Raw genomic sequence first — 13,329 nt, forward strand, 5'->3', positions numbered from 1 at the left:
ATTGGTTTTACTGCCTGGAGCCCTGTCCGTGCCAGACAGGCTTCTAGTCATCCACCGGCCTGACCGATCCGGGGATCAGCTGTGCTCCCATCTGATCTGCCATGGCGCAAACCAGCGGGTCTGCCGCCATGGTAATTTCCGCTTCCCGCTGGCGGTCAGCCCTTGCTTCAGCCTGGTGTTTGGCAGGGGTGGCAACTTCAGCAGAACCCGGTTCGATCTTCAGCTGCAGCTCCTGGCCCATGTAGACCACCAACGCCTTCTGCAAGCGCTGCTCGGTACTGCCCACCTGCATATGCTGGTGGGTGGGATCAAGCTTCAGGGTCAATACCGAGCCATTCCAGGACTCATAGACACAGTTATTGGCCAATTGGCGGGCGATTCCACCCAGATCAAGCGATTCCACAACCTGATTCCAGCGGCTCAGATCGACTGGAACAACAGGTGGAGGGGCTGCAGGCCTTGTAGCCTTGGGCGTAGCAACAGCCGGTTTTTGATTTACCGGTGGTGGCGTATCAGGGCGTTTTTTTTTCTCCGGCCTGGCCACCCTGTTGGTACCTGTTGCAGGGGATACTTTCCGATCCTGCAGTGCAGGCGCTGTATCCGGCCTGAAAGCCAGCATCCTCAGCAGGATCATCTCGAAGCCGACACGGGGATGCGGAGCCAGCGGCAGATCCCGTTGGCCCATCAACCCTATCTGATAAAACAGCTGGACATCTTCCTGTGCAAGTTCAGCAGCCAGTGCTTCAACCTGCTCCAGATCACCCGTACTGTTATCCAGCGCCCCGGGAACCGCCTGTACCAGTGCGATACGGTGTAACAAAGAGAGCAGATCCTGCACCACACCGGTAAAATCAGGTGCCATATCCGCAAGGTTGGCAACGATCCCCATCAGCTCACCGGCCTCCAGCCTTCCCAGCGCATGGAGAAGGTCATATACCCGATCCTGGGCGACACTGCCGAGCATGGTACGCACGTCAGTCTCAACTACCTGTCCATTACCAAAGGCGATTGCCTGGTCCAGAAGGCTGAGGGCATCCCGCATACTGCCGTCTGCACCACGAGCGATGAGTGTCAGTGCCCCCAGGTCATGTTTAATGCCCTCTTTCTCCAGGATTGTCTGCAGATACCCTTTTATCCGCTCCAGGGAGATGCGCTTCAGATTAAACTGAAGGCAGCGCGAAAGCACAGTCATAGGTACTTTTTGCGGGTCTGTGGTGGCAAGCAGGAACTTGACGTGGGGAGGCGGCTCTTCCAGCGTCTTCAACAGGGCATTGAAGCTGCTGTCCGAGAACATATGCACCTCATCGATCAGGTAGACTTTATAACGTCCCCTTACCGGTGCGTAGGGCACATTGTCCAAGAGTTCACGAGTCTGATCGACTTTGGTGCGGGATGCGGCATCCACTTCCAGCAGATCGACAAAACGTCCCTCATCCACCTCTTGACAGATACTGCACTGCCCACAAGGAGTGGAACCGACACCGTGTTCACAGTTCAGCGATTTTGCAAAAATACGCGCCAGCGTAGTCTTGCCTACCCCACGGGTACCGGTGAAAAGATAGGCATGATGGAGCCGGTCATTATCCAGCGCATTGCTCAGAGCACGAACCACGTGATCCTGGCCGACCAATTCACTGAAGATGCGTGGACGCCATTTTCGCGCCAGAACCTGATATGACATGGGTTGTAGGGAGACTCTCAGAGTAATGATGCACTAGGGCAAGAGTTTACCCTAACCGGCAAGGCAATTCACCGTTGCCGAAGACGGCTAACCCCGTTGTTATGATGAAAGGAGAGGATTGCCACAATCTATCTGGAAATATACTGATAAATCATAAAGGTAGAGCACAAAGAATGAATATATATCTTTTTTGTCAGGCTTTATTTTAGTAGCCCATAGTCAGTTTCACCTCAGAATAATGCACCGTACAAACCAGAAGATACAAATTCTATCAATGCTTGATCAGGCCCCTTCCTCTACTCTTCTCCGCGCACCAAAAAACCGGTAATTCGTTCAAATATCTTTCCATAAGGCGGGTCCAGCATTGTCCCGCCATTAAACCGGGCCTGATAAAATACCGACTTGGCATGACTGAGTTCCCTGAAACCCTCAAACCCGTGACAGACACCCATACCACTCTGCCCTATGCCACCAAAAGGCAGATCGTCCTGAACAAACTGCAAAACGGTATCATTTACCGCAGCACCGCCTGAGATAGTGGTTTCAAGGAAGTGCTGTGTCCGATTACTGTTTTGGTCAAAATAATAGAGGGCAAGGGGCCGCGGTCGCTGATTAATATAATCACTTGCCTGTTTAAGGCTGTCATAGGGAATGATTGGCAATATGGGACCGAAAATCTCTTCACCAGCCAAGGCCATTTGGTCAGAGAGACCCAGAATCACATGAGGATGCAACTTCCGTTTGCCGGAACCTCTTTCTCCTCATGACCCGACTGCAATTACCTTGGCACCTTTTTTACCGGCATCATCAAGAAGGCTGTTCAAGCGGTCGAAGTGATGTTTGTTAACAATCGAAGTGTAATCGGGATTACCTGATACTTCCGGATAAAGCCGTGCCACTGACATTTCGTACAGGGCAACAAAATCATTGACCTTGTCACGGGGAATCATCGCATAGTCCGGCGCTATGCAGGTTTGGCCGGCATTAATCAGCTTGCCGCGAGCGATGCGCTCAGCCGCAGATGCCAGATCATAATCTGGATGCACCACAGCGGGAGATTTCCCACCTAGCTCCAGTGTCACAGGCGTCAGGTTCTGAGCAGCGTTTTTCATCACCTCGCGCCCTCTGTTGGTTGAGCCGGTAAACAGGATATGGTCAAAAGGAAGTTGACACAGTTCGATTGAAACGTCTGGACCACCGGTTAAAACAGTGGCCCTGTCAGCTGGCAGTGCATCGCATACCAACTGTGCGATAACGTCAGATGTGCGAGGGGTGTATTCAGACGGTTTCAATATAACCCTGTTACCTGCCGCCAGCGCTGAAACCATGGGCATGAGGGAGAGAGAAACCGGATAATTCCACGGTGATATGATCAGAACAACACCCTTGGGGTGAAATTGAATGCGATTTTTTGCCGGCATGAAATGCATGGCCACATGCCTTTTTTGGGGTTTCATCCACTTGCGCAAATACTTTATGGTGTAATCGATAATCCCAATGGTTGGAACGATATCGGCCAGGACCGTTTCATGGGGCGATCGGCCATCAAAATCCTCATTCAAGGCCGTTACCAAGTCCGTTTTTCCAGCTAAAACTCCTTTACGCAACGCTTTGAGAAACTCAACTCTCTCATCCCAGGAGAGTGTATTATCTACGGTTACCTGTTCACGCATTCGTTGAAATGCCGAAGTAGTTATACCCATAATGAGGTATCTGTTTTATTTGTCACCATTTTTTGGATACTCCACAAACTAACTCGTCTTTGAGTTACTGTAATCATTGGGGTTTGAACACCATGAAATAGAGAACAGTGAAAGGCAGGATAGCGGCAATAGACCCAGCAATAGCCCAAATTCTGGAGAGCATCCAATAGCGCTGAGGGATAGTGCCGTCATTTTGGAAAGCGCTGGCCATTCGTGACTGCATCACCTGAGCAGGAATCAGGATCACAATCCAGATGACTGCTGAAGCGAAAAATTGCCATTGATGTTTTTGAGCCCATCGCCCTAAACCGCAGCGATTCAAAAATGCTCGCCCTCCTGTTCGGCGCGGTCCTCCCCGAAACAGCACTAGCCGTGATCAATGACAACAACCTCATTGACCAGGTTGTTGATACGTATCGAACCAGCGCCGGGCAATGGCAAGCCACAATATTAAACACCGCCATGTGGATGTTTTGGACATTGGCGGTAATAGAAGTCACTTGGACCGGGATGAGGTGCGGGTAGTCGAACACAAACCCCCGTTTTATTATGAAGTTTGGATTTTTAATGATGAGCTCTCAAAGAGAAGTGATGGTACGTCAGGAATATCTTTAATTCTTACCTTTCCACCCACAGGTGGAACAGATATAAACTTGATAGGTAATTGTCATGCCTAACAAGAAAATCCAGCCGACCGCTATCGCAGCGGCTGATTTAGGCGTTAAAAGGAAAACCATGATCACGCAACAAGTCACAGCTATTGCACTAAGGTGTGCAATTTAAAGATGGGATCCGAGTTGAACAGGAAGCTGCTTGATGGCTTATACACCAGATTTGACCATAGCTCCCTTGACCCTCACCAAAGCCTTATCAATCCCTTTATCTTCCTGCTCTGCAGATCGCACTACCGGGAAATATCCTATGGTTGTATTCACTCCTATCAATTCATCCGGATTAGAGAATCTGTCCCGAGGATGGGCAATAAGCGTATTATCAGCCGTCTGCTGATACATAAACACACCATCATCCTTAACAAATTCGCCGGTGTAATCCATCTTCTCGTTGGCCTGCCAGACGTTCTTTCCCGTTTCATTCGACACGGAAGAAATCAAACTGTCCTGCAACTCATGCCGGATTGCGCCAGCCCTACTAGAAAAACGATCTTTCATAGCACTGATACTCATATCAGAACCATCCAAATCCTCTTGAGAAAAACCAGACATATCCTTTTCGAACAGCTGTTCAAGTTCAGTAACACGATCAAGAGCTTTCGTAATTAAATCGGCATCACTACTTTTTATTGCATTCTGAATGGAAAATTCGTCCGTCGGGTCATAGGATTCAAAAACCTCGGTGATCCGATATTCGATTTCTTCGATCTGTTCCTCTTTTGACAATTCGCCCATTTTCTTTTCTCCGTGATGTGAATGATTATCACGGTTCCATCCGGGAAGCCCTGCAGGTTCCACAGTGGCCAACTCGTAGCGTGTGCTACGGCCACTGCCAGATTGCTGCACAATGATTCCCTTATCCAATAAATCAGCCAGATCCCGACTCGCGGTACGAGCCGAGCATTTAGCAATAATTGAATACTTCTTAGTCGATATTCCGCCCTCGAAACCTTTTATTCCTTCAGAAAAAACACGCGCCACAACCCTAGCCTGGCGTTCGTTAACCTCATTATGAAACCTGTCATAAAAGCGGCTCTTACCAACTACAAAATCAACTTCTTTCTTCGCTATATCTTGTGCCTGATTGACCGAATCAGTAAAAAAATCCATCCAATGGGTAATATCCAAGCTCCCTCGCCCTATCTTCTCAAGCTCCCTGTAGTAGCTCTTCTTGTTGTTCTCAATAGCGGTAGAAAGGCAAGCCATCGTTGGATAACCCAGCGCTTGAGAAAGAGCATGATCAGTAACAGCCCGGCCAACACGACCATTACCATCATCAAACGGGTGGATATTTTCAAACCAGACATGAGCAATACCTGCTCTAATAGGGCCAGGTAACGATTCATCTCCGGTTATTGGACTGGTAGCGTTATACCACTCGATGAACCGGGCCATCTCTTCAGGTACTTTGGCTGCTGGCAGAGCCTCGTAGTGAACAACACTATGGCCATACTGGCCAGAGACAATCTCCATTTCCTCAACGCGATAATGACCGCTCATTCCTAAGTGGTATGGCTCATCCTGCATAACAGAGAATTGCCACTCACATAAAAGTTCTTCGCTTAGAGGTTGATTCCATTTCTGCCGAACATCAACCATAAGTGCGGCAATGCCATCCGCTTTTAAATCGCTAGAGCGCTCACTAGATGGCGCAAATCCAGCATAAACCTTTAGCGATGAACGAATAGAGTCCCGATTCAGCGTTTCACCTTCAATCAAACTGGTTTTGATTGCCTCGGATAACATCAGGTCTATTATTGCATCCTCTTGGTAGGATTCAGGCAGTGATTCGACGCGCCCGGTTAAACGATCCGCCTTGCGAAAAAAGGTCTCTATGCGATCTGCAAAGAGCTCTGCATCGCAAATATAATGAGGCCAGTCCTTATCTTCCCATATCCACATGGCACGATTATAACCCCTAATCAAGCCAGTACAAGGCGTAATTTGGCGCGAATACGCAGGCTAATCGCGCCAAAGAGCAAATAGTTTCACACCTGGGATGCTGCCGCTATCGCCCTACCCTGCTTATCATCCCGAGGGAGGAAATCGTGTGCTTGCAGCCAGCGGGCGGCACTTCTCACCGCCCATAATGGAGGATTGCCCTCTGTCGCCCAAGCCCGCAAGGTATCGCCGGGAATAGACCGGCGTGGTTTTATTAGCTTCTGCTCAACCGCATATGCAACAAGCGTTCGCCCAGCCTCAGCCGGAGTGCCTTCGTAAGCATAGCGGAACGCTGTTAAAATCTCTCGGCGGTCTTGCAGTGGTACGGTCATAGAATCGGAGGCCCGGCCCGAAGGCCGGACACGCCCTTCTTCACGTTATAATCAATCTTCACGGCAGCGCCGATCTGATTCGAAAGTGAATCCTCCATGGCGTGGATGGAAGGGTCTATCCTGTTTAGTCGGCACACTCTCCAGGTTATCAGCCGTGCCTGAGGTTTCTTTCACATGTGAAACTTTTGCAAAGCTGAAAAATCGGACAGCGCTAATATATTAGCACTGATCACCAGCTAAAATTACTCTACTGAAAGGTCTATATTTCTCCAATCGGACAACTTTCGATGAAAAAATATGGGGATAAGAATATAATACCGTATCGGTATGTTTTTTGGACAAGAACGACGAACCCCGTAGACCCACCACGGCTTACAGGGTTCTGACCAATAACCTTGTGACGTTTGAGGATACAAGATCAATGGCTAAGAAGATTATCTCCCAAGGGGCAGCAATTGACAATCTCAGGATTGAAATTATCAGCATTAGGAGAATTAGTATCTCGTGAGCAACTTAATCACAGCGTACATAGAGGTGGTCAATCAGGCATCAACGCTGGCCGTAGCACTGCGAGAAATGAACAATGCCCTTGGAACTCGGCATACACATAGCCGGATACGGGAGTGGGAACGCGGGGATCGATTACCCACTGCGATGGCAATTAATTACATGCTGTCTATTGTTTTGCCGGTACTGCTGGCGGATGAAGGGATCAGTAAGAAGCGAAGACTGTCAATATTGGGGAAGTGCTTGCTGTAGGAATAAAAACTGCAGCGCTGCCAGGTGTAGCCTATAGCAAGGCCATCTGAGCCTTTTCTTCAAATCGGAATTCCAAGCGCTCTACAGTCCGCCCTTTCTTTATCGGCACCCATTTTACTTCTATCGAGGTCTTTTGATTTAGCTCTTTTATGGCAGGTTCTATTACTCGTGCTTTTAGATTTGCGAAGCGTTCATACTTCCCTTCGAGTTGTAAACGTTCTTTGAAATTGGCAACCGTAATAGTCAAATAACGTGTTCCCTGAAATTGCGCCAGCATTTCATAAAGCCGGACTGAGTATGTTGAGCCTAGTTCCGATACTTCCGCAAGTCTGTAACTTGTAAACCGTTTATGTAGCATGGTCAAATATGGTGTTATTTCCGGACTGAATCCGAGCTTTACCCTGCCCTCTCCCTTCCTGTATTCGGCCATATAGACCCAGCGCATACGCTTCTTTGCCTGCTTGTCGATCTTTCTCATATCGCGATCATATAGCTTGTTAGCAGCGTCTTCCATTTCACGATACGCATTCTTTACATCAGTATTAAAAAGCTCCTGGAATTCTTCGACGGACAGCACGAATACATTGTCTTTCGGCATCGGCTTTCTGCCGTCTAGTTGAGCTGCACACGCCAATATAATTCGCTGCTCGTTTAGAGTGAGCGTGTAAGAGGCCTCTAATGAGTGCGTTGGCTTTTGTAACTACTACATCAGCCGATGCTGCTTTTATTAATACCTTCACTAGCCCCTTTCCGCTACATATGAAATCGTTTGTAGCATATTCGTTTTTGCCGCATATCGCAACAGGTGTCATCTTGTCCAGCTTTTTGTAGAAAATAGATTTTTTGCTTCTCTTCTCATTCCCTGGCTAACCGTAAATCTGTAGCATTATTGCGCCTCATAGTTATCAATTAACCATAAATCTGTAGCATTAATGCATGTGCTGCGGATAACACCGTAAATCTGTAGCACAAAACCGTATTATTGTAGCACCATGTACTCATAACCCATTGTTTCCAATTAAAAATAACCATACCTAAAAGCAAGAAAAAAACAAGAAAAAGTCAATTCCGCAGACAAGTGGGTTACACTTCGCCCCGTGCTGACCGCTGGATCTGTAACCCATAAATCGCAATTCACCAAAACACCTACCCTTCGCCATCCATGGCTTCGCCCCGCTTCGCGGCCTAACAGTCCATCCATGGACTGTTAAAAGGTGTCTCGCCACAGCTCGACGCTAATCAGATGTCTTCCTGATAGTCAGACAACACAAACCTAACCACTGAGCAAGCTATAAGAATAATGGAATATTTGAATTTCTAAAAAGAAGTCATTAAGGAAACGCTTTATGGTTACGGCCATCCTAGAACAGTAATTCTAATCAACTTATGAAAGTGGCCTCTCGGCGTTTCAGCATTAGAGCATTAATCAAGTAAATACACGCCGCCTAACTATTAACTTTCTTATCTATATCGGCAAAAGATATCTTCATGGGAAAAGATTTTTCGTACTTGGGATTCATCTGCACAAAGGTACCAAACCCACCACAGGATTTAGCTATTGATCAGCCGTATCCACATGCTCGTTTCGTAACTCCTTGATACGGTCTGTCGGAAAATATCGATAGAAGGCGGTACGGCCAATATTCATCGCATCAATGACATCTCCGATGAAGGGATAGTTTTTTGTGTCTTTGAGTAGCTTCCCCTTTTTTAATGCCCTGCTCATTTAAAACCTTCGGTCTACCGCCTCTGCGTCCACGCTTATTGGCGGCCTTGAGCCCCGCACGGGTATTCTCGACAATCAGTTCTCGCTGAAACTCATCAAAGGCAGCAGTCATGTGAAAGAACAGCCGCCCCTCTGGCGTAGTGGTGTCGATATTTTGGGTCAGCACCTTAAGGCTAATTCCGCGCTCATCGATGTCTGCGGCGCATGTCAATATGTTGGGTGAGTATGATTTTTCTGAGGAAAAACTCAAGGATTCCATGGGAATTTTACCCTTAAAATCGGCGACCTAAACAGACGATAAATTCAGGAGGTGAGAAAACCGTCGAAAGTCAGTTAAGTCAGGTGAATGCTGAAAATCTTGTGGTGGGTTTGGTACCTTTGTGCAGATGAACCCAACACTGACTAGAAAATTCAACAAGGTACTTCGTGTATTACTTGGCAATGGGTGGACTATACACTCTTGTTTTCAGCACCAATATTCTGAAAGTGGCCAAAATCGAATTCTCCAACTGCAGGAGCTTATGACTTGCTCGGAGGACGGTCAAGAAGTGGGCGAGACCTAAAGGTGGCTGCTATGGTACCCCATCAAAAGCTTATAAGAAAAGTGACTGCTTTTTACTGGAATTTAGGTCAAATCATCGACATTTATGGTGACAATGGCACTAGTATTTCGCTAGGCTGATAACATTATGATAATTTATGGGAAAGAGAGCGGCATCGCTATTACAACCGCCAGAGTACAAAATTTCCGTTCACTGGCTAACATTGAGGTCGATCTAAGTGACCTAACCGTGCTTATTGGTGCTAATAACGCCGGAAAAACAAGCTTATTGGAAGCTTTATTTGCCGCGATAGGGGCTGGTCGGAAGTCTCTTAGTCCTGATGACGTACGTCTGGCACCTGGGGAGGCGACCGCACCCAAAACACGAAACGTGTTTATCGACATCATGCTGCGACCGATTGGAGACGATGGCAAGATTTGCGCCAGCTATCCCGTGGGGAGCTTTTGGACTGGTCTCTGGGGTACACCGGGGATCGCAAACGATGATGAATTCAACGAGTTCACTCCCATTAGAACCACGCTCAAGTGGAACGATATGAAGGGGGAATATGTCATCGAACGAAAATTCTTGAAAGAGTGGAAGTCTTTCGCGGACTGGAATACGGCACTCACGCACGACCGAGCACTGAGCGCCGCCAAAATGGAGCCGCTAGCCCTTCACTTCGTAGATGCCAAGCGGGATCTTGACGAGGATCTTCGTAGGCCTGGATCATTCTGGAGACGCTTAACGGAGGATCTAGGTCTCAGCGACACCGACATCGCTTCGATGGAGGAAACTCTTTCAGAGATCAATCAGACGATCGTTGATAAGAGCGAAATTCTCAAGCATCTCAAACAAAACTTGGCAGGATTACAAAATGTGGTGTCAGCCGATAGCGGTGAAGTAGATATTGCTCCGGTTGCTAGGAAGCTCCGCGATTTATCGAAGGGAGTCGACATTACCTTCAACACAATGGGGGCGCAGTCTTTTCCGCTGGCACGACATGGGATGGGAACACGGAGCCTTGCTTCCCTATTGGTGTTTAGGGCATACGTATCTTGGCGAAATAAACAAGCGACTAAGGGTGGCGACAAAGTCCACTCAGTTTTGGCTCTGGAAGAGCCAGAGTCCCACTTGCATCCACAGGCCCAACGCGCGTTGTTCGCTCACATTAAGGCAATTCCTGGCCAGCGTATAGTTAGCACACATTCCCCCTACTTTGCAGGCCAGGCGCAACTCGAAGACCTTCGGCTGTTCATTAAGAATGAAGGTGACACCATTGTCACCCGGTTAGATATGGATTCTCTGACGGATAAAAACGACGTGCGTAAGCTCCAAGAGACTGTCATTGAGACCAGAGGTGACTTGTTATTCTCTCGTGGCTTAGTGCTGTTTGAAGGTCAGACGGAGGAGCAGGCACTTCCCATTTGGGCCCAAAAATATTGGGGTACCAGTATCCACGAACTTGGTTTTTGCTTCGTGCGCGTCAACGGCACGGATTATTTTCCTTTCGTGTGGCTCGCCAAAGCCCTGCAGATTCCTTGGTTTGTTTTTGCCGACGGAGAAATAACACCTGTAAAGCAACTAGATGCTGCACTGAAAAAGGCTGGTGAACACGACTCTGCCCATTGCACTAACGTGGTGGTGCAGCCAGCAGGCAAAAACTTCGAATCCCAGCTTATCGACGAGGGGTACATGGCAGAGATAGAGGAAGCGCTGAATATTATGAAAGGATCATCAGCATATCTCGATGAATTCATAGATGAGCTACATGGTGTGAAAGGCAAGAAAGAGGTCATCAGGGACTACAAGACAGAGGGTGGTCGCGAGCGAGCGGCTTTCGATGCCATGTCTGGGGCCAAAACGAACCTAGCGAGGCACCTTGGCAACGTGATTACTTCAATTTCAGACCCTGAGCGTAGATTCCCGACGACGATCAGAATATTGTTAGAGACCATCAGCACAGCTTATGGATTGAAGAAAGATAAGGACACGGCATGAAAAACGCTTTCAAGACGAAGCTCTCGCCTCAGCAATTGCAGGTGGTGAATCATTTGGATGGGGCGCTACTCGTTGAGGCAGGCCCAGGCTCAGGTAAAACGCGCGTTCTCACAGAGCGAATTTGTCACCTCTTGACCAATGTTTCGGGACACTTTCGTATTCTGGCCCTGACATTCACCAATAAGGCCGCAGACGAAATGAAGGATCGATTGCTTGAACTTGGTAACATACGCGAGCGAGCTTTTATCGGTACCCTCCATAGTTTCTGTTTGGACATGCTCACCGAACGCGGAAAGCTGGTCGACATTGAGGGTACCCCAAACATTTTTGAGCAATTCAAAGATCGTAAGGAGGTTCTGCTCAAAGCCATTGATGATGACCCCCTACTGTCGGATGAGATAAACCAAATAGAAGATTCGAAGGAGCGTAATAGGAAGGTTGACTCTTGGCTCATGAGCATCTCCAACATTAAGTCCCATCCGATTTCACACGCAGTGATCGAGGACGAACTCACCCAACATGTACTGGATGCTTACGAAGCAGGGATGCGGGCATGTAATGCGTACGACTTTGATGATCTCCTACTGCTCGTATACAAGCTCTTGATTGAAAACCCGAAGCTCGGAGATCTCTATCGCCGAATCTACAAGTTCGTGTGTATCGATGAAGCGCAGGATATGAATGAGGCCCAATACGCAGTAATCTGTGCCCTGTGCTCAGGCGGCTACAAGAATGTCATGATGGTGGGGGACCCCCGGCAGTCTATTTATGGCTTCAACAAATCTGGTCCAGAATACATGGAAAGCTTCAGCGTAGACTTCGATGCAAAAAAAATCGATCTGACCGCAAATTACCGCTCATCAAGAGCGGTGGTAAAAGTGGCGCAAGTACTCGACCCAAAATACATGGTTGCTATGCAATTACCAATTGAGGGATCGGTCACTGTCCTGACTGGACAGGACGAACAGGACGAGGCACAACAAATCGGCGTCGAGCTCCAACGATTATTTTCCGAAGGACATCCTGATGTAGAAGGCGACATAAAGCCATCCGCATGCGCTATTCTCGGGCGCACTAGATTCGCTCTGTTAGTCATCGAGAATATGCTGAAGGAGAGGAATATCGCTTTCTACAAACGATTGTCAGCGAACCACGAGAACGAGTCAGAAACGGTAGACGATTTTCAGATGGCTTTGCGCGTTTTAGCGAATCCGAGGGACCGCTTACATTTGTCTGCCCTAGCTAAGAAATGGAAAGTGCCTGAACCTCCCTCTATTTCCGACTATGTGTCTGCACTCAGGGATATGGCAGAGGCGGCGAGCGACACAAGAGCGTTGTCGGTATGTGTAGCCATCGAAACCATTGCTATCAATAATTCAAGGCTGGACCTAATGCCAGCGTTCAAAGTACTGAAGGAGCACGCTGATGGTCTCTCTGAGTCTGACCGACTCGCCATTTACGAGGATGTGGCAGTTTTCAGGCAGGAGTGGGATCAATATCTGAGAGCGGCCGGAGGGTCACCGGCTCTAAGCAGTTTCATGAGTAGCAAAGCGTTAGGAAACACACAGAAAGCCGCCCGAGAGGGAGTTGCATTACTTACAGTCCACTCTTCCAAAGGACTCGAATTCGATGTGGTTTTCATCGCTGGCATGGCAGAAGGTACGTTCCCAGACTATCGCGCGACTAGTGCGAAGGAACTGGCCGAAGAAAGAAGAAATGCATTTGTGGCAGTTACAAGGGCGAAGCGATTGCTCTATCTTAGTTATCCGAGCACTCGTGTAATGCCTTGGGGCGGAGTCCGCCATCAAACTCGATCTCAGTTTTTGTCAAATTTGAGTGAACCGATGGTCAGAAATTTAAGTAGGCCTTCGTGAACATCCGCTTAGGCCTGTTCTATATGCCAACATACTCATAAATCTGTTGAGTGTCTGCTTTTGGATGCTTCCTACCTCTTTGAGCTGAAAGATATGACC

10 protein-coding genes and 1 pseudogene are annotated in these 13,329 nt (G+C 48.2%); 3 read left to right on the forward strand and 8 right to left on the reverse strand.

The window, feature by feature from the left end; genetic code table 11:
• Positions 1-43: 43 nt before the first annotated feature.
• The 5 genes and pseudogenes from dnaX to MN084_RS10665 all read right to left on the reverse strand — a co-directional run bounded on the left by dnaX (position 44) and on the right by MN084_RS10665 (position 6,328).
• Positions 44-1,681 (reverse strand): DNA polymerase III subunit gamma/tau, encoded by a 1,638-nt coding sequence (dnaX, locus tag MN084_RS10645; protein WP_241086426.1) that lies wholly within the window; start codon positions 1,679-1,681, stop codon positions 44-46.
• 296 nt (positions 1,682-1,977) lie between these two features.
• Positions 1,978-3,384 (reverse strand): annotated as a pseudogene (locus MN084_RS10650) (coniferyl aldehyde dehydrogenase).
• A gap of 73 nt (positions 3,385-3,457) precedes the next feature.
• Positions 3,458-3,706 carry a DUF2269 family protein gene (locus tag MN084_RS10655; RefSeq protein ID WP_241086425.1) on the reverse strand — a complete coding sequence of 83 codons (249 nt, stop codon included), beginning with the start codon at positions 3,704-3,706 and terminating at the stop codon, positions 3,458-3,460.
• Between the two features lie 499 nt (positions 3,707-4,205).
• Entirely contained in the window at positions 4,206-5,957 is a 1,752-nt protein-coding gene (locus MN084_RS10660) for a Fic family protein (RefSeq protein ID WP_241086424.1), read from the reverse strand.
• Between the two features lie 86 nt (positions 5,958-6,043).
• Positions 6,044-6,328, reverse strand: coding sequence for a hypothetical protein (locus tag MN084_RS10665; protein WP_330178023.1), 285 nt, complete (start codon positions 6,326-6,328; stop codon positions 6,044-6,046).
• 504 nt (positions 6,329-6,832) lie between these two features.
• Here MN084_RS10665 and MN084_RS10670 point away from each other — a divergent pair.
• On the forward strand, positions 6,833-7,087 hold the full coding sequence (locus MN084_RS10670; protein ID WP_241086423.1) for a hypothetical protein: 255 nt from the start codon (positions 6,833-6,835) through the stop codon (positions 7,085-7,087).
• A 31-nt stretch (positions 7,088-7,118) separates the two neighbouring features.
• Here MN084_RS10670 and MN084_RS10675 read toward each other — a convergent pair whose 3' ends face one another.
• The 3 genes from MN084_RS10675 to MN084_RS10685 all read right to left on the reverse strand — a co-directional run bounded on the left by MN084_RS10675 (position 7,119) and on the right by MN084_RS10685 (position 9,072).
• Positions 7,119-7,721 (reverse strand): replication initiation protein, encoded by a 603-nt coding sequence (locus MN084_RS10675; RefSeq protein WP_241086422.1) that lies wholly within the window; start codon positions 7,719-7,721, stop codon positions 7,119-7,121.
• Between the two features lie 921 nt (positions 7,722-8,642).
• Positions 8,643-8,813, reverse strand: a complete 171-nt coding sequence (locus MN084_RS10680) for a hypothetical protein (protein WP_241086606.1) — start codon at positions 8,811-8,813, stop codon at positions 8,643-8,645.
• On the reverse strand, positions 8,740-9,072 hold the full coding sequence (locus tag MN084_RS10685; protein WP_241086421.1) for a recombinase family protein: 333 nt from the start codon (positions 9,070-9,072) through the stop codon (positions 8,740-8,742). The genes MN084_RS10680 and MN084_RS10685 overlap by 74 nt, the downstream gene beginning before the upstream one ends.
• A gap of 430 nt (positions 9,073-9,502) precedes the next feature.
• Between MN084_RS10685 and MN084_RS10690 the strand changes: the two genes are divergently transcribed.
• Positions 9,503-11,356 carry an ATP-dependent nuclease gene (locus MN084_RS10690; RefSeq protein WP_241086420.1) on the forward strand — a complete coding sequence of 618 codons (1,854 nt, stop codon included), beginning with the start codon at positions 9,503-9,505 and terminating at the stop codon, positions 11,354-11,356.
• Positions 11,353-13,230, forward strand: a complete 1,878-nt coding sequence (locus tag MN084_RS10695) for an ATP-dependent helicase (RefSeq protein ID WP_241086419.1) — start codon at positions 11,353-11,355, stop codon at positions 13,228-13,230. Before MN084_RS10690 ends, MN084_RS10695 begins: the two co-directional genes overlap by 4 nt.
• Positions 13,231-13,329 lie beyond the last annotated feature (99 nt).

The sequence above is a fragment of the Candidatus Vondammii sp. HM_W22 genome (assembly GCF_022530855.2).
Taxonomy (GTDB): Bacteria; Pseudomonadota; Gammaproteobacteria; order Chromatiales; family Chromatiaceae; genus Vondammii.